Below are 19769 nucleotides of genomic sequence, written 5' to 3' on the forward strand. Positions count from 1 at the left end.
ACAAGCGTTTTAGCGGTTACTCTGTGCCACGTCCTTTAACACATCGTCCATCGAGGAGCTCGTCGTCATGAAGTGCCGTGAAGGCTGTGGCGCCTGTTGCATTGCCCCTTCCATCAGTTCACCGATTCCCGGCATGCCCAATGGCAAACCCGCCGGAGAACGTTGCGTACAACTCTCTGTCGATAACCTGTGCGGCATTTTCGGCAAACCGGAACGTCCTGCAGTGTGTTCGGCGTTCGAAGCCGACATCGAAGTCTGCGGAAGCAGCAGCGACGAAGCGATCAAATTGCTGGGTTGGTGGGAGCAAATGACGGCGGCGTGATGTGTTCAACGAACGGATCTTCAACAATAAGGAATAAGACTATGGGTTCGCTGCAACGTATGGCTGTGCTGTGTGGTTTGACGGTTTTGCTCGCCAACACGGCTGCTCAGGCCGAAGACTGGAAAGTCGCCAAGGAACAGGACGGCATCAAGATCTCCTTGAGCGAGGTGGCCGGCTCCGATTACAAGGCCTACCGTGGTGTCACGCTGATGAAGACCACTGTGGCCAAACTGCGTGCATTGCAGGAAGACGTGCCGGGGGCCTGCGCCTGGATTCACGAATGCAAGACCCAGAAATTGCTCAAACACGAAGGTGATCAGAGCTGGACCTACACTCAGTTCAATACTCCTTGGCCGGTTACCGAGCGTGATTCGGTGCTGCATGTAACCACCATCGAAGGGGCTGATGGCAGCCTGACCCGTAAGCTTGAAGGTGTGCCGAAGTACATTCCTGAAGAAAAAGGCTTTGTGCGGGTGACCAAGGTCGACGGTTTCTGGAAGTTCGTGCCTAAGGGCGACCAGATTGAAGTGACCTATCAGGTGCACACCGAGCCGGGCGGCAGCATACCGTCTATGGTCGCCAACAAGTTTGTGGTTGATGCGCCATTCAATACCTTGAAAGCTCTGAAAGAGCGCGCCGAGAAGTAACAGCGCTGCTCTTTTGATCAAACGCCCCGACTGGTTCGGGGCGTTTGCATTTTGTAGTAAGGACGCTGCTTTATTTTGTTTCCGAATATGCGTTGCACGAAATTTTCACAAAGCCTCCAAGACAATTCGCCCGCGCCAACATCCGGGCAGTAATCAATGGCAATGCGGCGGTTGATCGTGCAACATTTGCGCACCGTGCAAGCCCCGGGGCCGAGTACTGGCCAACAGAGGGCAAGGCGCAGCTGTTTTTTTGAAACTTCAACTTCCAATGGGTCCTAAAACGACATGGCAATCCCGGACGCCCTGAATCAGCAGCGAGCTTCTAGTCGCCTGCTGCAACCGACCGTCAAATCGCATCTGGCCTACACGCTGCTGTGTGCCCTGGTCATGATGGTCATGTTCAGCCTGCTGCGCGTTGCGCTGCTGGTTTACAACCGCGAGATGATCCTCGACACCCCGGCCTCGACCTTTCTCGAAGCGTTCGCCAACGGTCTGCGTTTCGACCTGCGCCTGGTGGTCTACCTCAGCATTCCATTGCTGCTGGCGCTATTCAGTGCCCGGGCGATGGCCGCACGCGGATTCTTCCGGTTCTGGCTGACCATTGCCTCGAGCATCGCCCTGTTCCTCGGCCTGATGGAGATGGACTTCTACCGCGAGTTCCACCAGCGTCTCAACGGCCTGGTCTTCCAATATGTAAAGGAAGACCCGAAAACCGTGATGAGCATGCTCTGGTACGGTTTCCCGGTGGTTCGCTACCTGCTGGCCTGGGCCGTGGGCACGTTGATCCTGACCCTGGCGTTCAAGGGCGCCGACCGCGCCACCCGTCCTCGGGGTCCATTCAGTGGCGGCAGCATTGGCACGCGCCAGATCGCCCCGTGGTATGCACGCATCATGGTGTTCGTCGTCTGCCTGATGGTTTGTGTGGTGGCCGCTCGAGGCACCCTGCGCCAGGGCCCGCCACTGCGTTGGGGTGACGTCTACACCACCAACTCGAACTTCGCCAACCAGTTGGGCCTCAACGGCACCTTGTCGCTGGTCGCCGCGGCCAAGAGCCGCATGTCCGAAGATCGCGACAACGTCTGGAAGGCCACCTTGCCACAGCCTGAAGCGCAGAAGATCGTGCGTGACATGCTGGTGATGCCGGACGAAAAACTGGTGGATGCTCAGACCGCCGCCGTACGTCGCGACTACACGCCACCAGCCGACAAGACCCTGCCGATCAAGAACGTCGTCGTGATCCTGATGGAAAGCATGGCCGGCCACTCGGTGGGCGCCTTGGGTGCACCGGGCAATATCACGCCGTACCTCGACAAACTGTCGAAGGAAGGCCTGCTGTTCGACCGCTTCTTCTCCAACGGCACCCATACCCACCAGGGTATGTTCGCCACCATGGCCTGCTTCCCGAACCTGCCGGGTTTCGAATACCTGATGCAGACGCCGGAAGGCAGCCACAAGTTGTCCGGCCTGCCGCAATTGCTCAGTGCCCGTAAATATGACGACGTGTACGTCTACAACGGCGACTTCGCCTGGGACAACCAGTCGGGTTTCTTCAGCAACCAGGGCATGACCAACTTTATTGGTCGTAATGACTTCGTGAACCCGGTGTTCTCCGATCCGACCTGGGGCGTGTCCGACCAGGACATGTTCGACCGTGGTCTGGTAGAGCTCAAGGCGCGGGAAAACGGCAAGCCGTTCTATGCGCTGCTGCAAACCCTGTCCAACCACACGCCTTACGCCTTGCCGACACCATTGCCGGTTGAGCGCGTGACCGATCGCGGTAGCCTGAACGAGCATTTGACCGCCATGCGTTATGCGGACTGGGCGCTGGGCCAGTTCTTTGAAAAGGCCCGCAAGGAGCCGTATTTCAAAGAAACGCTGTTTGTGATCGTCGGCGACCACGGTTTTGGCAACGAGCGCCAGATCACCGAAATGGACCTGGGCCGCTTCAACGTGCCGATGCTGATGATCGCGCCGGGCATCCAGGAAAAATTCGGCCAGCTTGACCATACCGTGGGCACGCAGATCGACATCGTGCCGACCATCATGGGCCGCATTGGTGGCGAAGTGCGTCATCAGTGCTGGGGCCGTGATTTGCTCAACTTGCCTGAAGGCGACACCGGTTTTGGCGTGATCAAGCCATCGGGTAGCGAGCAGACCACCGCCATCATCACGGCAGATCAGATCCTGGTGCTGCCGAAAGAAAAGGAAATGGCACCGAAGATGTACCAGTACGAACTGGGCGCGACACCTCACGCCGAGATCGTTCCGGATGCACCGCGTACCGCTGAGCTGAAACTCAAGCTCGAAGCGTTCCTGCAAACGGCGACCAAGAGCCTGATCGACAACACCGCCGGTGTGGTTGACAGCAAGCCGGACTAAGTCTTGATGCAATAAAAAAGAGGCCCTTGAAAAGGGCCTCTTTTTTTTGCCGGTTAAACCTTTATATCTTGCCGAGCAACAGCAGGATCAACAGCACCACCAACACGACGCCGATGATACCCGACGGGCCATAACCCCAACTTCTGGAGTGCGGGAACACTGGTAAACCACCAATCAGCAAGAGGATCAGGATTACGATAAGAATTGTGCCCATGTCTATTTCCTTGTTGGAAGTGTTCTGGAATACCTGGCGTTTAACTGTCAGCCGGGATGCTATAAAACCAGGCTGCTTACAAAATCCGACTGTCGCGCATGAAAGAAAATTCCAAGTTTTTTTAATGTTTTTCGAAGAAAGGCTTATTTCGTTTTTTGTTGTACTAGTTGGTTCAGTGTTTGCCACGGTTTGCTCGGGCCATTCAGCAATCTGATGGAGCGTGGGTCCGGCAATATCCTTCGCTACACTCGGCCCATCTTCCCCGGAACAACAAGGCTGTTTGCTATGCAAAATCGCATGATGATCACTGGTGCGGGCTCAGGCTTAGGTCGCGAAATCGCGCTGCGCTGGGCGCGTGAAGGCTGGCAGCTGGCCTTGTCGGATGTCAGCGAACCCGGTCTGCAGGAAACCCTGAAATTGGTTCGCGAAGCCGGCGGCGACGGTTTTATCCAGCGTTGCGACGTGCGCGATTACAGCCAGCTGACCGCTTTCGCCCAAGCCTGCGACGAGAAACTCGGTGGCATCGATGTCATCGTCAACAACGCCGGCGTTGCCTCGGGCGGGTTCTTCAGTGAACTGTCCCTGGAAGACTGGGACTGGCAGATCGCGATCAACCTGATGGGCGTGGTCAAGGGCTGCAAGGCCTTCCTGCCGCTGCTGGAAAAAAGCAAAGGCAAAATCATCAACATCGCGTCGATGGCCGCCCTGATGCAAGGCCCGGCCATGAGCAACTACAACGTGGCCAAGGCTGGCGTGGTGGCGTTGTCCGAAAGCCTGTTGATCGAGCTGGCGCAGGAGGAAATCGGCGTGCACGTGGTGTGCCCGTCGTTCTTCCAGACCAACCTGCTGGACTCCTTCCGTGGACCGACGCCGGCCATGAAAGCCCAGGTCGGCAAGTTGCTGGAAAGCTCGCCGATCACCGCGGCCGACATTGCCGACTACATCTATCAGCACGTCGCCGCCGGCGAATTCATGATTCTGCCCCACGAACAGGGCCGCATGGCCTGGGCGCTCAAGCAGAAGAACCCGCAATTGCTCTACGACGAAATGACCGTCATGGCCGACAAAATGCGCGCCAAGGCCAAACAAACCGCAGGTTGAGCTTGCCCCCTACACAACACCGTCGTTAGGGTGGCCGCCATCGGCCATCCTCACGAGACGTTTGCATGCTCAATTACCTGTGGTTTTTTCTCGCCGCGCTGTTCGAAATTGCCGGCTGTTTCGCCTTCTGGATGTGGCTGCGCCAGGGTAAAAGCGCCTGGTGGGTCGTGCCAGCTCTGCTCAGTCTGACCTTGTTTGCGCTGCTGCTGACCCGCATCGAAGCGACCTACGCCGGTCGCGCCTATGCCGCTTACGGTGGCATCTACATCATCGCGTCGATCGGCTGGCTGGCGGTGGTCGAGCGGATTCGTCCGCTGGGCTCGGACTGGCTCGGCGTGGCGCTGTGTGTGATCGGGGCCACCGTCATCCTTTTCGGCCCACGCTTCTCCGTTTCCTGAAGGATCGGTCCTTCAATCAATGGATTTGTCAGACGTTTCCTTAGGAAGCGTTCGTCCTGCGCTGTAGGGTGGGACTGATTGTCTGTCAGCGCATTGAAGAGCTGCTGCACGCGAGGCATCTTCAGGGTCCGATAACCCTGAAGGATGAATGTCATGCTTGTACTCAGTCGCGTTGTGGGCGAATTGATTTCCATCGGTGACGACATTTCCGTGCGCATTGTCGCGGTCAACGGCAACACTGTGCGCTTCGGAGTCGAAGCGCCGCAGAACGTCAGCGTGCACCGGGCGGAGGTCTACGACCGCATCCAGGCCAAACGGGCAAAAAACAAAGGGCGCTGAAGGCCTCAGTCGAACAGGTGCTTGGGCACATCATGCTTGAGCATCAACTGGCATTGCTCACTGTCCGGATCGAAGACAATCAGTGCCTGGCCCTTGGTCAATGCCTGGCGAACACGCAGAACACGGGTTTCCAGCGGCGTATCATCGCCGTTGTCCGTACCGTCGCGGGTCACGAAATCCTCGATCAGACGGGTGAGGGTGTCGACTTCAAGTTGGTCGTGGGGGATCAGCATAGGCACCTCGGCTAAACAATGGCGCGATGCTACGGCGGTTCAACGCACAGAGCCAGTAGGAGCTGCGTTCGCTTTAGTTCTCCGACCGCTGCCCCACCAGACTATCCACCGACGGCACCCGCGTATCGCTTTCCATCTGCGTCTCATGTTCGATCTGATGACTGAACCGGTCCAGCGACCCCTTGGCAGGCTGAGCATCGCTGGCAAACACCGGCGGACTCAGAATGTAGGCGCCGAGCAGGCGGCTGAGGGCGGCGAGACTGTCGATGTGGGTGCGTTCGTAGCCGTGAGTGGCGTCGCAGCCGAAGGCGAGCAGGGCGGTGCGAATGTCATGCCCGGCAGTGACCGCCGAATGGGCATCGCTGAAGTAATAGCGGAACAGGTCACGGCGTACCGGTAACTCGTTCTCACTGGCCAGGCGCAGCAGATGCCGCGACAGGTGATAGTCGTACGGCCCACCGGAATCCTGCATTGCCACGCTTACCGCGTGTTCACTGGAGTGTTGGCCTGGCGCGACCGGGGCAATGTCGATGCCGACGAATTCGCTGACGTCCCACGGTAACGCCGCCGCCGCGCCACTGCCGGTTTCCTCGGTAATGGTGAACAGCGGATGACAGTCGATCATCAGCTCTTCGCCGCTGTCGACGATCGCTTTCAATGCCGCCAGCAACGCCGCTACACCGGCCTTGTCATCGAGATGTCGGGCGCTGATGTGGCCGCTTTCGGTGAATTCCGGTAAAGGGTCGAAGGCGACGAAATCACCGACGCTGATGCCCAGCGAGTCGCAATCGGCACGCGTAGCGCAATAGGCGTCCAGGCGCAGTTCGATGTGATCCCAACTGATCGGCATTTCATCCACGGCGGTATTGAACGCATGCCCGGAAGCCATCAGCGGCAGCACGCTGCCTCGGATCACGCCGTTGTCGGTAAACAGACTGACCCGGCTACCTTCGGCAAAACGGCTGGACCAGCAGCCCACAGGCGCCAAGGTCAGACGGCCGTTGTCCTTGATCGCGCGAACCGCGGCGCCGATGGTGTCCAGGTGAGCGGAGACCGCCCGGTCGGGGCTGTTTTTCTTGCCCTTGAGGGTGGCGCGGATCGTGCCGCGGCGGGTCATCTCAAAGGGAATGCCCAGCTCTTCAAGCCGTTCGGCGACGTAACGCACGATGGTGTCGGTGAACCCGGTCGGGCTGGGAATCGCGAGCATTTCCAGCAGGACTTTTTGCAGGTAATTCAGATCCGGTTCCGGAATTTTGCTGGTCATGGAAACTCCTGATGAATTGGCGACATCGATGGTTTCGATGAAGGGAAAGAATCGTTGTTGTCTGTCAGGGCCCCATCGTCGGAACGCCGCCCCGAGCAAGCTCGCTCCCACAGGGGAATGCGGTCAAATGTGGGAGCGAGCTTGCTCGCGATGGCGATGGAACCAGCAACACATTAATGTCAGGCCGCCGGCTGACTATGCGGAAACAACAAATCCACAAACCGCTCGGCCGTCGGCTGCGGTTCATGGTTGGCCAGGCCTGCGCGCTCATTGGCTTCGATAAACACGTACTCCGGTTGATCGGCAGCGGGCACCATCAGGTCGAGCCCGACCATCGGAATGTCCAGCGCCCGTGCCGCCCGCACTGCCGCGTCCACCAGCGTCGGATGCAGGATCGCAGTGACATCCTCAAGAATGCCGCCGGTATGAAGGTTCGCCGTACGCCGTACGAACAGATGCTCACCGGCCGGCAGAATACTGCTGTAGTCATAACCCGCCGCTTGCAAGGTGCGCTCGGTTTCATGATCCAGCGGGATTTTGCTTTCACCGCTGGTAGCCGCCTGACGACGCCGGCTCTGGGCTTCGATCAGCGCACCGATGGAATGCTGACCATCGCCCACCACTTCTGCCGGTCGGCGAATAGCCGCGGCGACCACCTCAAAACCGATCACCAGAATCCGCAAGTCGAGACCTTCGTGAAAACTCTCCAGCAGCACTCGACTGTCGAACTGGCGGGCGGATTCGATGGCTTGCTGGACCTCTTCGATGGTCCGTAAATCCACCGCGACGCCTTGGCCCTGTTCGCCATTCAGCGGTTTGACCACCACCCGTTCGTGCTCATCGAGAAACGCCAGATTGTCATCGGCATTACCGGCCAGTTGCTGCGACGGCAGGTTCAAACCGGCGGCCTTGAGCACTTTGTGCGTCAGGCTTTTGTCCTGGCACAAGGTCATGCTGATGGCGCTTGTCAGATCGCTGAGGGATTCACGGCAACGTACGCGGCGACCACCATGGATCAAGGTGAACAGACCGGCATCGGCGTCATCGACGTGCACTTCGATGCCGCGACGGTGAGCTTCCTCGACGATGATCCGTGCATAAGGATTGAACTCGGCCTCGGGACCAGGCCCCAGAAACAACGGCTGATTGATGCCGTTTTTGCACTTGATCGCGAAGGTCGACAGGTTGCGAAACCCGAGCTTGGCGTAAAGACTTTTCGCCTGATGGTTGTCGTGCAGTACTGACAGGTCCAGGTAACTCAGCCCACGGCTCATGAAGTGCTCGATCAAATGCCGCACCAGCACTTCACCGACACCCGGACGCGAACATTGCGGATCGACCGCCAGGCACCACAGGCTGCTGCCGTTCTCTGGATCGTTGAACGCCTTGTGATGGTTGAGGCCCATGACGCTGCCGATGATCGCGCCGCTGTCCTCATCTTCGGCCAGCCAATACACCGGGCCACCCTGATGACGCGGGGTCAGCAAGTTGGCGTCGATCGGCAACATGCCGCGCAACTGATACAACTGATTGATCGCCTGCCAGTCCGCGTCGCTCTGGGCCCGACGGATGCGAAAGCCGCGAAACACCCGAGTCGACTGGCGGTAATCACTGAACCACAGGCGCAAGGTGTCGGACGGGTCGAGAAACAGTTGAGCCGGCTCCAACCCCAACACTTGCTGAGGCGCAGCCACGTACAGGGCGATGTCGCGTTCACCGGTGTGCTCTTTGAGCAGCTCTTGGGCCAGGCTCGCCGCATCCGGGAAGGTATGGCCGATCAGCAACCGGCCCCAACCGCAATGCACGGCGATCGGTGCGGCGCCCAATTCGCTGCCGTCTTCGGCCAGGCGTGCCTGCAAACGTTCGTAAGAGGGCGCCTGACCGCGCAACAAGCGTTGGCTGTGAGCCGTGGCGTGGGGTTTCATCGATCAGATTCCTTGTTCGCTGAGCCACAGGTTCAGGGCCGCCAATTGCCACAGCTTGGAGCCGCGCAATGGGGTCAACTGGCCTTGCGGATCGGTCAGCAGGCGGTCGAGCATCTCTGGCTTGAACAGGCCGCGATCCTGACTCGGATCGAGCAGCAGTTCGCGCACCCAATTCAGCGTATCGCCCTGCAAATGCTTCAGACCCGGCACCGGGAAGTAACCTTTCTTGCGATCGATTACTTCACTCGGAATCACCAGTCGCGCCGCTTCTTTCAAGACTTGCTTGCCGCCATCCGGCAGTTTGAATTTGCCCGGCACGCGGGCCGACAATTCCACCAGGCGATAGTCCAGAAACGGCGTGCGCGCTTCCAGGCCCCAGGCCATGGTCATGTTGTCGACGCGTTTGACCGGGTCGTCCACCAGCATGATCGTGCTGTCCAGACGCAGGGCCTTGTCCACCGTTGCATCGGCGCCGGGCTGTGCGAAATGTTCTTTGACGAAGTCACCAGCGGCGTCATTCGCTGTCAGCCATTTCGGCTGCACGGTGGCGGCGTAGTCGTCGTAACTGCGGTCGAAAAACGCATCGCGATAGGCGGCGTACGCATCATCGGCACCGTCGACTTGTGGATACCAGTGATAACCGGCGAACAACTCGTCTGCACCCTGGCCGCTCTGCACCACTTTGCAATGCTTGGCCACTTCGCGGGACAGCAGATAGAAAGCAATGCAGTCATGACTGACCATCGGTTCGCTCATGGCGCGGAACGCTGCGGGCAATTGCTCGATGATCTCTTTTTCGTCAATGCGCAGTTGGTGATGCTGCGTGCCGTAGTGCTTAGCGATCAGGTCTGAATACTGGAACTCGTCGCCACGCTCGCCGCCGGCATCCTGGAAACCGATGGAGAAGGTCGACAGGTTTTCAACACCGACTTCACGCAACAGACCGACCAGCAGGCTCGAATCGACACCGCCCGAAAGCAGAACACCCACATCGACTGCCGCACGTTGACGGATCGCCACCGCGTCACGGGTGCTGTCGAGTACACGGTCGCGCCAGTCTTCGAGTGTCAGATTCATCTCGTCGGCGTGTGGTCCGTAGGGCAAGGTCCACCAGGTTTTCTGCTCAGTGGTGCCGTCCGCTTCGATGCGCATCCAGGTCGCCGGTGGCAGTTTTTCGATGCCGGCCAGCAAGGTGCGCGGCGCCGGGACCACGGCGTGGAAATTCAGATAATGATTGAGCGCCACCGGATCGAGGATCGGGTTGATGTCGCCGCCCTTGAGCAGTGCCGGCAGCGTCGAGGCAAAGCGCAGGCGCTGACCGGTGCGCGACAGGTACAGCGGCTTCACGCCGAGGCGGTCGCGGGCGATGAACAGACGTTGGGCATCGCGCTCCCAAATGGCGAAGGCGAACATGCCATTGAGCTTGGGCAGCAGCGCTTCGCCCCAGGCGTGATAGCCCTTGAGCAGCACTTCGGTGTCACCGCCGGAATAGAAGGCATAACCGAGGCTTTCAAGCTCGGTGCGCAGTTCCGGGAAGTTGTAGATCGCGCCGTTGAAGGCCAGGGACAAGCCCAGTTGGTTGTCGACCATCGGCTGCGCCGAGCCGTCCGACAGGTCCATGATTTTCAGGCGACGATGGCCCAGCGCAATCGGCCCCTGGCTGTGGAAGCCCCATGCGTCAGGGCCGCGAGGGGCCAGGTGATGGGTGATTCGTTCAACGGCCGCGAGGTCCGCAGGTTGATGATCAAAGCGTAACTCGCCAGCTAATCCGCACATAAAGTCCTTACCGGTTTTTCCGTTGGGGAGGGTCAATCGATACCGCGCCAAAACGGCGGGTACTCAGAAACTGACCCGGCTGAATCCCCGGAGTTTTAGACCGATAAGTTATAAGGAGCGCCGTCAGACTTTTCCGCGGACCAACTGGCGCACGGCGAAACGGTTGGGATGGCAGGCCTCGGCGACCGTTCTGGGCAGGGGCAGAGGTTCGTTTTCGATCCATGCCGCCAGCAACTCACCCGACAGTGGCGCGGTGATCAGGCCGCGCGAACCGTGGCCGCTGTTGACGTAAAAACCCTCAAGCCAGGGGCAGGGTATGTCCGGTACTTGCCGGGCGTCCTTGCTCAGTACGGCGTAGGCACCGGCGAAGGCTGCTGGTTCGGCCAACGGACCAACGATCGGCAGGTAGTCCGGACTGGTGCAGCGGAACGCGGCGCGTCCTTCAAGCTGTTGCGGGTCCAGTTCCTGTGCGTGCAGGCGCGTGGCCAGGTCGGGGGAGATTTCCTCGAGCAAGGCCAGGTTGCCGAGGTGTTCGGCTAGGGTTGGGGTCAGGTCATCGCTCTTGAAGTCGAAGCTGGCGCCGAGGGTGTGTTCGCCCAGTCGAGCGGGCGCCACATAGCCTTCGGCACAGACGACGGTGGCCAGGCTCTGGCTTTCAGCTGTTTGCGCCAGTCGGGTGATCTGGCCACGAATGCGTTTGAGGGGCAGTTCGGCGCTGTGCGGGAAACGCTTGATCTCGGCGGCGCCGGCCAGGATCACCACGGGGGCGCTGGCCAGAAAATCATCACCGTCCCAGGCCTGCCACTGATCATCAACCTTGCGCAGTTCCAGTACATCGCGATGGGGCAGCCACTGGATGTTCGTCGAGGACGCCTGCCAATGGCACAACGCAGGGGGATGAACCCAGCCACCTTGCGGGAAAAATAATCCGCCGTGTTCCAGGGCGATCCCGGCCTTGACCTGGGCTTGCGGTTGATCGAGCAATTGCACCAGGTCTGGCGAAAAGGCGGCGGCCAATTGCGCTTGACGCTCGGCTTCCTTGGCGTTGAAGGCCAGTTGCAAGACCCCGCAATCGTCCCAGTCGACGCCCCGTTGCAACTGTTCAAGCACGCGTCGGGTGTGACCGAAACCACTGACAATCAACTGCGACAACGCGGTGCCATGGGCCGAAAGCTTGAGGTACAGCACGCCCTGTGGATTGCCCGAGGCTTCCTGCGCCAGCGCATCGTGACGCTCCAGCAGACTGACTTGCCAACCCCGCGCCGCGAGACTGGCGGCCGTGGCGCAACCGGCCAGGCCGGCGCCGATCACCAGTGCCCGACGTTCGCCGGTCAGTGGCGTCGGGCGCGCGAACCATGGTTTGGCCACGGCGGGCGCCGGGACTTCTTCAGGCCAGCCGAGAAACACGCCCCGCAGGATTTCCCATTTGTGGCCGATGCCTGGCGTGCGCTTCATCTTGAAACCCGCCGCATTCAGTAGGCGACGCACCCAACCGGTGCTGGTGAAGGTGCTGATGGACGAGCCGGGGGCCGCCAGACGCGCCAGTTCGGCGAACAGCTCGGCGGTCCACATGTCAGGGTTTTTCGCCGGGGCAAAACCGTCGAGAAACCAGGCGTCGATCTGCGCGTCCAGTTGCGGCAATTGTTCCAGGGCATCGCCGATCAGCAGGGTCAGGGTCACGCGGCCGTTGTCCAGCACCAGGCGCTGGAAGCCTTGGTGGATTGCGATGTATTGCGTCAGCAGTTGATCGGCAAACGGTTTGAGCTCCGGCCACAAGGCCAAGGCACGCTGTAGATCGGGCAGACTCAGCGGGTACTTTTCGACACTGACAAAATGCAGCCGCGCCCCGGCCACCGCGTGCTGTTCGAACAGCTGCCAGGCGCAAAGGAAATTCAGCCCGGTGCCGAAACCGGTTTCGCCAATCACCAGTCGACCGCCAGCCGGCAACGCAGCGAAGCGTTCACGCAAGGCGTTCTGCTCGAGGAATACGTAGCGGGTTTCGTCCAACCCCGACAGATCGGAAAAGTACACATCATCGAACACCCGCGAACGCGGGAGCCCTTGGTCGTCCCAGTCGAGCTGGGCGTGGGGCAATACAGGTTTCATGGCAGGCTCGGCAACGGCAAGGCGGCCATTCTAGCCGATCACCGGAGCGGTGCTTGATCCATGGCAACGTCCGAGCCAGCTCGAACGGTGAGAATGGGATTTCTCCCACGCAGGCGAGGTCAATCCGTTAGTCTTGCTCAATCCTGGAAGGAGCCGTCCCATGTTCGAATCCGCCGAAATCGGTCACGCCATCGACAAAGAAACCTACGACGCCGAAGAGCCGGCCCTGCGTGAAGCCTTGCTCGAAGCGCAGTTCGAACTTCACCAGCAGCGCCGCTTTCCGGTGATCATTCTGATCAATGGCATCGAAGGTGCCGGCAAGGGCGAGACGGTCAAGTTGCTTAACGAGTGGATGGACCCACGCTTGATCGAGGTCCGCACGTTCGATCAGCAGACCGACGAAGAGCTGGCGCGGCCACCGGCCTGGCGCTACTGGCGGATGCTCCCGGCCAAGGGCCGCATGGGGATTTTCTTCGGCAACTGGTACAGCCAGATGCTGCAAGACCGGGTTAATGGTTTGTTCAAGAACCCGGTGCTGGATCAGGCGATCAACCAGTCCGAGCGCTTTGAAAAAATGCTCTGCGACGAAGGCGCACTGATCTTCAAGTTCTGGTTCCACCTCTCCAAGAAGCAAATGAATGCGCGACTCAAGGCCCTGGCGGATGACCCGCTACACAGTTGGCGCATTAGTCCGCTGGACTGGCAACAATCGAAAACCTACGACAAATTCGTGAAATACGGCGAACGCGTGTTGCGCCGTACCAGCCGCGACTATGCGCCTTGGCATGTGATCGAAGGGGTGGACCCTCATTACCGAAGCCTGACGGTGGGCAAGATCCTGCTCGAAGGCCTGCAAAATGCCCTGAACCGCCCCGAGGTTCCTCACGACAAGGTCAATGCCGCGCCGTTGCCCACCCATGTCGATCAGTTGAGCCTGCTCGACAGCCTGGATTTGACCCAGAGTCTGGACAAGGACGATTACGAAGAACAATTGATTACCGAGCAGGCGCGATTCTCCGGCCTGATGCGCGACAAACGTATGCGTCGGCACGCCTTGGTGGCGGTGTTTGAGGGGAATGATGCGGCAGGCAAGGGCGGAGCGATCCGCCGGGTTGCGGCAGCCCTCGATCCCCGCCAGTACAGCATCGTGCCAATTGCCGCGCCCACCGAAGAGGAACGGGCGCAGCCTTATCTGTGGCGATTCTGGCGACACATCCCGGCCAAGGGCAAGTTCACGGTGTTCGATCGTTCGTGGTATGGGCGGGTGCTGGTGGAACGCGTCGAAGGCTTCTGCCCGCCGGCTGACTGGTTGCGGGCCTACAGTGAAATCAATGATTTCGAAGAGCAGATCGCCGAGGCCGGGGTGATTGTGGTCAAGTTCTGGCTGGCCATCGACAAGCAGACGCAACTGGAGCGTTTCCAGGCCCGGGAAGCAATTCCCTTCAAGCGTTTCAAGATCACCGAAGATGACTGGCGCAATCGTGACAAATGGGACGACTACCGCGCGGCGGTCGGTGACATGGTCGATCGCACCAGCACCGAGATATCGCTCTGGACACTGGTGGAAGCCAATGACAAGCGCTGGGCGCGGGTCAAAGTCCTGCGCACCATCAATCTGGCGCTGGAAGAGGCTTTCGAAAAGTCCGACAAACACAACAAGAAAGTGAAACAGCACAAGAAGTGAACGATGGTTGCGCATACGCGGGGTGAATGATTGTCGCGGTCGGTAATGCAGTGGACTTATGCTCGGTTCACTCTCAACCGACAACAACAATGAGGTATGCCATGCGTGAAGTGGTGATCGTCGACAGCGTGCGGACCGGCCTGGCCAAATCCTTTCGCGGCAAGTTCAACCTGACCCGTCCGGACGACATGGCGGCCCACTGCGTCAATGCACTGCTGGCGCGCTCGGGCATCGATCCAGCCAGCGTCGAGGACTGCATCGTCGGTGCCGGTTCCAACGAAGGTGGCCAGGGCTTCAACATCGGTCGCAACATCGCGGTGCTGTCGCGCCTGGGCACCGGCACTGCCGGCATGACCCTCAACCGCTTTTGCTCGTCGGGCTTGCAGGCGATTGCCATCGCCGCCAACCAGATTGCTTCGGGTTGCAGCGACATCATCGTCGCCGGTGGCGTCGAGTCCATCAGCCTGACCATGAAAAGCATCAATACCGACAACCTGATCAATCCGCTGCTCAAAGAGCAAGTGCCCGGCATCTATTTCCCGATGGGCCAGACCGCCGAAATCGTCGCTCGTCGTTACGACGTCAGTCGCGAAGAACAGGATCTGTACGCACTGCAAAGCCAGCAACGTACCGCTCAGGCTCAGGCCGATGGATTGTTTGACGATGAAATCGTGCCGATGGCGGTGAAGTATCGCGTTGAAGACAAGGCCACCGGTCAGGTGCAGATTCTTGACGGCATCGTCGATCACGATGACTGCAATCGCCCGGGTACCACCCTGGAAAGCCTGGCGGGATTGAAACCGGTGTTTGCCGAAGACGGTTCGGTGACGGCAGGCAATTCTTCGCAGCTGTCCGATGGCGCATCGATGACGCTGGTGATGAGCCTGGAAAAAGCACTGCAACTGGGGTTGAAGCCCAAGGCGTTCTTCCGTGGTTTCACCGTGGCCGGTTGCGAGCCGGATGAAATGGGCATCGGCCCGGTGTTCTCGGTGCCGAAGTTGCTCAAGGCCAAGGGTTTGCAGGTTGCCGACATTGATCTGTGGGAACTCAACGAAGCGTTCGCCTCGCAATGCCTGTACAGCCGCATTCGGCTGGAGATCGATAACGACAAGTACAACGTCAATGGCGGTTCGATTTCCATTGGCCATCCGTTCGGCATGACCGGTTCGCGTCAGGTCGGGCATCTCGTGCGTGAATTGCAGCGCCGCAACGTGCGTTACGGCATCGTCACCATGTGTGTGGGTGGCGGGATGGGGGCTACCGGATTGTTTGAGGCCGTGCGTTAAATCCGTAAGATTTGTGTTGCCTGGTTAACCGCTATCGCGAGCAAGCTCGCTCCCACAGGGATCTGATGTGCGGCATAGATCCAATGTGGGAGCGAGCTTGCTCGCGATAGCGGCGCCGCAGTCTATAGGCTCATCCGCAAAAGCAGCATCCGCTCGATATAAGCCTGTACCTCCCGCGCCAACTTCTCCGGGTTTTCAAACGGCCCCTCCATGGTGTTTTCCCGGGTGCTGAAATACAACTCCCCATTCACGCGACACACCCGGTCACAGCGAAAGTGAGTGGCGGGGGCATTGTCCTGGGCGCGCTTGCCGTACATGGCGATCTCCTGAGGAATGTTCCTGTTGGCGAATACCGTGAGCTTATGCATGAACCACTTGCAACGCCTGGCCAGCCGATCGACGGCATAGCGCCAATTTAATGATGCGACCTGCACAGTTTCATTCGCGGCCAATGCCCAACTGTCCCTGTGTGCCGAGCGACGCTAAGCCTAGAATGACCGTTCTCGCCACTGGGCTTCGGGGTTCGCAATGCACATTTCATCGGGTCGCTGGGTTTATGGTCTGTTCCTGGCCTTGGTGACCGCGCTGCTGTGGGGAATCCTGCCGATCAAACTCAAGCAAGTGCTATTGGTGATGGACCCGGTGACGGTGACCTGGTTTCGACTGATCGTATCCGGCGGGTGCCTGTTCATTTTTCTGGCAGCGACCAAACGCCTGCCGAGCCGCAAGGTGCTCGGGCCGCGGGGTGGCTGGTTGGTGTTGATGGCGGTGCTCGGCCTGGTGGGCAACTACGTGCTGTACCTGATGGGCCTGAACCGGCTTAGCCCCGGCACCGCGCAGCTGGTGGTACAGATGGGCCCGATCATGTTGCTGATCGCCAGTCTGTTTGTGTTCAAGGAACGGTTCAGCGTGGGGCAGGGGATTGGCCTGCTGGTGCTGTTGATCGGTTTTGCCCTGTTTTTCAATCAGCGGCTGGTCGAGTTGCTGACCTCGCTGACCGATTACACCGCCGGCGTGTTGTTGGTGCTGCTGGCGTCCACGGTCTGGACGTTCTACGCCTTGGGCCAGAAGCAATTGCTCACGGTGTGGAATTCGTTTCAGGTGATGATGGTGATCTATCTGTTCTGCGCGCTGTTGTTGACGCCGTGGGTGCATCCGCTGGAAGCGCTGCAACTGAGTCCGCTGCAAGGCTGGCTACTGCTGGCGTGCTGCATGAATACGCTGATCGCCTATGGCGCGTTTGCCGAGGCTCTGGCCCATTGGGAGGCGTCGCGGGTCAGTGCGACGCTGGCGATTACGCCGTTGGTGACGTTTGCTGCGGTGGCTGTGGCGGCGTGGATGTGGCCGGAGTTTGTGCATGCCGAGACGATCAATGGTCTGGGTTATGGCGGGGCGGTGCTGGTGGTGCTGGGGTCGGCGCTGGTGGCGTTGGGGCCTTCGCTGATTGCCGGGCTCAGAGCCCGTCGCGTCAGGATTGCAGCAGGGTAATCCGCGTCATCGTTCTTCGCGAGCAAGCTCGCTCCCACAGAAGGATACGATCCAATGTGGGAGCGAGCTTGCTCGCGATGACTGACTGTCAGTCACCGCAGATCTCAACCCTTGGCGCCCGCCTCCAACATATTTTCCGGCCTTACCCAGGCATCAAACTCTTCATCCGTCAGATACCCAAGTTGCAACGCCGCCTCACGCAGGGTCAGCCCTTGCGCGTAAGCCTTTTTGGCGATTTCCGCCGATTTGTCATAACCAATGTGCGGATTCAGCGCTGTCACCAACATCAACCCACGCTCCAGATGTTCAGCCATTTTCTCTGCATCCGGTTCCAGACCGGCGATGCAATGCTGCTGGAAGTTGCTGCAGCCATCGCCGAGCAGGCGGATCGATTGCAGCAGGTTGTAGATGATCACCGGTTTGAACACGTTCAGTTGCAGGTGCCCCTGACTCGCTGCAAACCCAATGGTGACGTCATTACCCAATACCTGACACGCCAGCATCGACAGGGCTTCGCACTGGGTCGGATTGACCTTGCCGGGCATGATCGAGCTGCCCGGTTCGTTGGCCGGCAGTTTGACTTCGGCGAGACCTGCTCGCGGCCCGGAGCCCAGCAGGCGCAGGTCGTTGGCGATTTTCATCAGGGTCACGGCGAGGGTTTTCAGCGCGCCGGACAGCGTGGTCAGCGGCTCATGGCCAGCCAGGGCGGCGAATTTGTTGGGTGCGGTGACGAACGGCAGGCCGGAGAGGGCTGACAGCTCGGCAGCGATCGCTTCGCCAAAACCGTGGGGTGAATTCAGCCCGGTGCCGACCGCGGTGCCGCCCTGGGCCAGTTCACAGACGGCCGGCAACGCGCTGCGGATCGCCCGCTCGGCGTAATCCAGTTGCGCGATGAACGCCGACAGTTCCTGACCGAAGGTGATCGGCGTCGCGTCCATCATGTGGGTGCGGCCGGTCTTGACCAGTTTCATGTGCCGCGCGGACAGCTCGGCCAATCCGCCTGACAGTTCGTTGATAGCCGGCAGCAGTTGCTGTTGCACTGCCTGGGCTGCCGCGATGTGCATGGCGGTGGGGAAGCAGTCGTTGGAGCTCTGGGAGCGGTTGACGTGATCGTTAGGGTGAACCGGCGACTTGCCGCCACGAGCATTACCGGCCAGTTCGTTGGCCCGACCGGCGATCACTTCGTTGACGTTCATGTTGCTCTGGGTGCCGCTGCCGGTCTGCCAGACCACCAGCGGGAACTGGTCGTCATGGCTGCCGTCGAGTACTTCGTCGGCGGCCTGTTCGATCAGCCGGGCGATGTCGGCGGGCAGGTCACCGTTGCGGTCATTGACCCGCGCCGCGGCTTTTTTGATCAGCGCCAGGGCATGCAGCACCGCCAGCGGCATGCGTTCGTTGCCGATCGCGAAGTTAATCAGCGAGCGTTGCGTCTGAGCGCCCCAGTAGGCTTCATCCGGGACTTCCACCTGGCCAAGGCTGTCGGTTTCGATACGGCTCATCATGCACACTCCTGTAGGTCTGATAGCGCAGTTTAGGCCGTGATCGCCAGCCGTGGTTCCATCAGTCTGGAATTTGACCGTTCAACCCCTCTAAATCAGGCCCGACAAGGCTTGGGGTTGAGTGACACACTTTTTTAGGCGCAGAATGGCCGTCCTTGGGGTAATGACCTCGCCTGCTAGAAAAGGAAACTCGATGACTCGTCTTCGTGCCATCTGTACCGCGGTTGCACTGGTTTGCGCCAGCGGCCCTGTTTTTGCCGATACCGCCAGCCACAACGCCAGTGCCGAAGCTTTCCTGACCCTGGCGCACGCTGACAAATTGGGCACCCCGGTGTACATGCAAGTGCAGCAAATGTTCGCTCAACGCTTTGTACAAACCAAAGCACCTGAATCGAAAAAGGCCTTGCTGGAAACCTACCAGGCCAAAGCCAACGCTGCCCTGGACCAAGCCATTGGCTGGAACAAGCTGAAGCCGGACATGGTCAAGCTCTACACCACCAACTTCAGCGAATCCGAGCTGAAAGACCTGGTCGCGTTCTACCAGTCGCCACTGGGCAAGAAAGTCCTGGAAAAAATGCCGCAGTTGACTCAGCAATCGGCCCAGATGACTCAAGCCAAGCTGGAAAGCGCCGTGCCTGTGGTCAACAAACTGCTGGCTGACATGACGGCCGAGCTGGAGCCTAAAGGCGCCGCCGCTCCAGCCAAGAAAAAGCCTTAAGCGGAGTTCGGTATGACCATGCAACAACGCATCGAATCGACGCTGGGCCTGTTGCAGCCGCAGCATCTGCAAGTGCTGGATGAAAGCCACATGCACAGCCGTGGGTTGCAGACCCACTTCAAGGCCGTGGTGGTCAGCCAGCAATTCGAAGGGCTCAACCGCGTCAAGCGTCACCAGAAAGTCTACGGCACGCTCGGCGAGCTGATGGGCGAGTTCCATGCGTTGGCGCTGCATACCTACACGCCAGAGGAATGGGCACAGATCGACGCGGCCCCGGCCTCGCCGACCTGTGCTGGCGGCAGCAAGCATTGATGTGATGGATGAGGGTTGTTGTGGCGAGGGGATAAATCCCCTCACCACAGGGTTTGTGCCAAGTCTGCAGATCACAGT

General features: G+C 59.6%; 20 protein-coding genes. 12 read left to right on the top strand and 8 right to left on the bottom strand.

The features are described 5' to 3' along the window. Positions 1-67 precede the first annotated feature (67 nt). From MO767_RS15870 to MO767_RS15880, 3 genes are all read left to right on the top strand, one after another. Positions 68-322 carry a YkgJ family cysteine cluster protein gene (locus MO767_RS15870; RefSeq protein ID WP_056745406.1) on the top strand — a complete coding sequence of 85 codons (255 nt, stop codon included), beginning with the start codon at positions 68-70 and terminating at the stop codon, positions 320-322. Between the two features lie 41 nt (positions 323-363). Then, positions 364-969, top strand: a complete 606-nt coding sequence (locus MO767_RS15875; RefSeq protein ID WP_282481275.1) for an START domain-containing protein — start codon at positions 364-366, stop codon at positions 967-969. A gap of 285 nt (positions 970-1254) precedes the next feature. After that, on the top strand, positions 1255-3348 hold the full coding sequence (locus tag MO767_RS15880) for an LTA synthase family protein (protein ID WP_282481276.1): 2094 nt from the start codon (positions 1255-1257) through the stop codon (positions 3346-3348). A 61-nt stretch (positions 3349-3409) separates the two neighbouring features. On the opposite strand, the gene MO767_RS15885 is transcribed toward MO767_RS15880, so the two are convergent. Beyond that, positions 3410-3568: a DUF3309 family protein gene (locus MO767_RS15885; protein WP_172901242.1), complete on the bottom strand. Its 159-nt coding sequence runs from the start codon at positions 3566-3568 to the stop codon at positions 3410-3412. Here MO767_RS15885 and MO767_RS15890 point away from each other — a divergent pair. The 4 genes from MO767_RS15890 (at position 3561) to csrA (ending at position 5400) form a co-directional block, all read left to right on the top strand. Continuing rightward, on the top strand, positions 3561-3776 hold the full coding sequence (locus MO767_RS15890) for a hypothetical protein (protein WP_129437380.1): 216 nt from the start codon (positions 3561-3563) through the stop codon (positions 3774-3776). The genes MO767_RS15885 and MO767_RS15890 overlap by 8 nt on opposite strands. A 71-nt stretch (positions 3777-3847) precedes the next feature. Beyond that, complete coding sequence (locus MO767_RS15895) at positions 3848-4663, top strand: SDR family oxidoreductase (protein ID WP_140894278.1); 816 nt, start codon at positions 3848-3850, stop codon at positions 4661-4663. A gap of 65 nt (positions 4664-4728) precedes the next feature. Further along, positions 4729-5061, top strand: a complete 333-nt coding sequence (locus tag MO767_RS15900) for a YnfA family protein (protein WP_282481277.1) — start codon at positions 4729-4731, stop codon at positions 5059-5061. 153 nt (positions 5062-5214) lie between these two features. Continuing rightward, a complete protein-coding gene (gene csrA, locus MO767_RS15905; protein ID WP_282481278.1) occupies positions 5215-5400 on the top strand; it encodes a carbon storage regulator CsrA in 186 nt (61 codons plus the stop codon). Between the two features lie 5 nt (positions 5401-5405). Here csrA and MO767_RS15910 read toward each other — a convergent pair whose 3' ends face one another. From MO767_RS15910 to mnmC, 5 genes are all read right to left on the bottom strand, one after another. Continuing rightward, entirely contained in the window at positions 5406-5633 is a 228-nt protein-coding gene (locus tag MO767_RS15910; protein WP_025212539.1) for a YheU family protein, read from the bottom strand. Between the two features lie 73 nt (positions 5634-5706). After that, positions 5707-6897: an osmoprotectant NAGGN system M42 family peptidase gene (locus MO767_RS15915; RefSeq protein ID WP_282481279.1), complete on the bottom strand. Its 1191-nt coding sequence runs from the start codon at positions 6895-6897 to the stop codon at positions 5707-5709. 179 nt (positions 6898-7076) lie between these two features. After that, entirely contained in the window at positions 7077-8822 is a 1746-nt protein-coding gene (gene ngg, locus MO767_RS15920) for an N-acetylglutaminylglutamine synthetase (protein ID WP_282481280.1), read from the bottom strand. A gap of 3 nt (positions 8823-8825) precedes the next feature. Further along, positions 8826-10598: an N-acetylglutaminylglutamine amidotransferase gene (locus tag MO767_RS15925; protein ID WP_282481281.1), complete on the bottom strand. Its 1773-nt coding sequence runs from the start codon at positions 10596-10598 to the stop codon at positions 8826-8828. Positions 10599-10721: 123 nt separating this feature from the next. Then, positions 10722-12704 carry a bifunctional tRNA (5-methylaminomethyl-2-thiouridine)(34)-methyltransferase MnmD/FAD-dependent 5-carboxymethylaminomethyl-2-thiouridine(34) oxidoreductase MnmC gene (gene mnmC, locus MO767_RS15930; protein ID WP_282481282.1) on the bottom strand — a complete coding sequence of 661 codons (1983 nt, stop codon included), beginning with the start codon at positions 12702-12704 and terminating at the stop codon, positions 10722-10724. Between the two features lie 160 nt (positions 12705-12864). On the opposite strand from mnmC, the gene pap reads away from it, so the two are divergent. After that, complete coding sequence (gene pap, locus MO767_RS15935; protein WP_282481283.1) at positions 12865-14388, top strand: polyphosphate:AMP phosphotransferase; 1524 nt, start codon at positions 12865-12867, stop codon at positions 14386-14388. 101 nt (positions 14389-14489) lie between these two features. Beyond that, positions 14490-15674 (top strand): thiolase family protein, encoded by a 1185-nt coding sequence (locus tag MO767_RS15940; protein ID WP_282481284.1) that lies wholly within the window; start codon positions 14490-14492, stop codon positions 15672-15674. A 122-nt stretch (positions 15675-15796) separates the two neighbouring features. Here MO767_RS15940 and MO767_RS15945 read toward each other — a convergent pair whose 3' ends face one another. Beyond that, on the bottom strand, positions 15797-15991 hold the full coding sequence (locus MO767_RS15945; protein WP_282481364.1) for a DUF6316 family protein: 195 nt from the start codon (positions 15989-15991) through the stop codon (positions 15797-15799). A gap of 211 nt (positions 15992-16202) precedes the next feature. Between MO767_RS15945 and MO767_RS15950 the strand changes: the two genes are divergently transcribed. Beyond that, positions 16203-17162 (top strand): DMT family transporter, encoded by a 960-nt coding sequence (locus MO767_RS15950; protein WP_282481285.1) that lies wholly within the window; start codon positions 16203-16205, stop codon positions 17160-17162. A gap of 104 nt (positions 17163-17266) precedes the next feature. Here the strand turns inward: MO767_RS15950 and MO767_RS15955 are convergent, their stop codons facing one another. After that, positions 17267-18661, bottom strand: a complete 1395-nt coding sequence (locus MO767_RS15955) for a class II fumarate hydratase (RefSeq protein WP_282481286.1) — start codon at positions 18659-18661, stop codon at positions 17267-17269. Between the two features lie 193 nt (positions 18662-18854). Here MO767_RS15955 and MO767_RS15960 point away from each other — a divergent pair, with 193 nt between their 5' ends. Both MO767_RS15960 and MO767_RS15965 read left to right on the top strand, forming a co-directional pair. Continuing rightward, the gene (locus MO767_RS15960) at positions 18855-19379 is read left to right on the top strand and encodes a DUF2059 domain-containing protein (RefSeq protein ID WP_046056536.1); all 525 of its coding nucleotides are present in this window, start codon (positions 18855-18857) and stop codon (positions 19377-19379) included. A gap of 12 nt (positions 19380-19391) precedes the next feature. Beyond that, positions 19392-19691 carry a BolA family protein gene (locus tag MO767_RS15965; protein ID WP_008151216.1) on the top strand — a complete coding sequence of 100 codons (300 nt, stop codon included), beginning with the start codon at positions 19392-19394 and terminating at the stop codon, positions 19689-19691. Positions 19692-19769: the final 78 nt, after the last annotated feature.

The organism is Pseudomonas sp. UYIF39, from assembly GCF_029963765.1.
Lineage (GTDB): Bacteria > Pseudomonadota > Gammaproteobacteria > Pseudomonadales > Pseudomonadaceae > Aquipseudomonas.

Coding starts and splice junctions, on each gene's coding strand:
- MO767_RS15870 (WP_056745406.1), top strand. CDS start 68: ATGAAGTGCCGTGAAGGCTGTGGCGCCTGTTGCATTGCCCCTTCCATC.
- MO767_RS15875 (WP_282481275.1), top strand. CDS start 364: ATGGGTTCGCTGCAACGTATGGCTGTGCTGTGTGGTTTGACGGTTTTG.
- MO767_RS15880 (WP_282481276.1), top strand. CDS start 1,255: ATGGCAATCCCGGACGCCCTGAATCAGCAGCGAGCTTCTAGTCGCCTG.
- MO767_RS15890 (WP_129437380.1), top strand. CDS start 3,561: ATGTCTATTTCCTTGTTGGAAGTGTTCTGGAATACCTGGCGTTTAACT.
- MO767_RS15895 (WP_140894278.1), top strand. CDS start 3,848: ATGCAAAATCGCATGATGATCACTGGTGCGGGCTCAGGCTTAGGTCGC.
- MO767_RS15900 (WP_282481277.1), top strand. CDS start 4,729: ATGCTCAATTACCTGTGGTTTTTTCTCGCCGCGCTGTTCGAAATTGCC.
- csrA (WP_282481278.1), top strand. CDS start 5,215: ATGCTTGTACTCAGTCGCGTTGTGGGCGAATTGATTTCCATCGGTGAC.
- MO767_RS15910 (WP_025212539.1), bottom strand. CDS start 5,633: ATGCTGATCCCCCACGACCAACTTGAAGTCGACACCCTCACCCGTCTG.
- MO767_RS15915 (WP_282481279.1), bottom strand. CDS start 6,897: ATGACCAGCAAAATTCCGGAACCGGATCTGAATTACCTGCAAAAAGTC.
- ngg (WP_282481280.1), bottom strand. CDS start 8,822: ATGAAACCCCACGCCACGGCTCACAGCCAACGCTTGTTGCGCGGTCAG.
- MO767_RS15925 (WP_282481281.1), bottom strand. CDS start 10,598: ATGTGCGGATTAGCTGGCGAGTTACGCTTTGATCATCAACCTGCGGAC.
- mnmC (WP_282481282.1), bottom strand. CDS start 12,704: ATGAAACCTGTATTGCCCCACGCCCAGCTCGACTGGGACGACCAAGGG.
- pap (WP_282481283.1), top strand. CDS start 12,865: ATGTTCGAATCCGCCGAAATCGGTCACGCCATCGACAAAGAAACCTAC.
- MO767_RS15940 (WP_282481284.1), top strand. CDS start 14,490: ATGCGTGAAGTGGTGATCGTCGACAGCGTGCGGACCGGCCTGGCCAAA.
- MO767_RS15945 (WP_282481364.1), bottom strand. CDS start 15,991: ATGTACGGCAAGCGCGCCCAGGACAATGCCCCCGCCACTCACTTTCGC.
- MO767_RS15950 (WP_282481285.1), top strand. CDS start 16,203: ATGCACATTTCATCGGGTCGCTGGGTTTATGGTCTGTTCCTGGCCTTG.
- MO767_RS15955 (WP_282481286.1), bottom strand. CDS start 18,661: ATGAGCCGTATCGAAACCGACAGCCTTGGCCAGGTGGAAGTCCCGGAT.
- MO767_RS15960 (WP_046056536.1), top strand. CDS start 18,855: ATGACTCGTCTTCGTGCCATCTGTACCGCGGTTGCACTGGTTTGCGCC.
- MO767_RS15965 (WP_008151216.1), top strand. CDS start 19,392: ATGACCATGCAACAACGCATCGAATCGACGCTGGGCCTGTTGCAGCCG.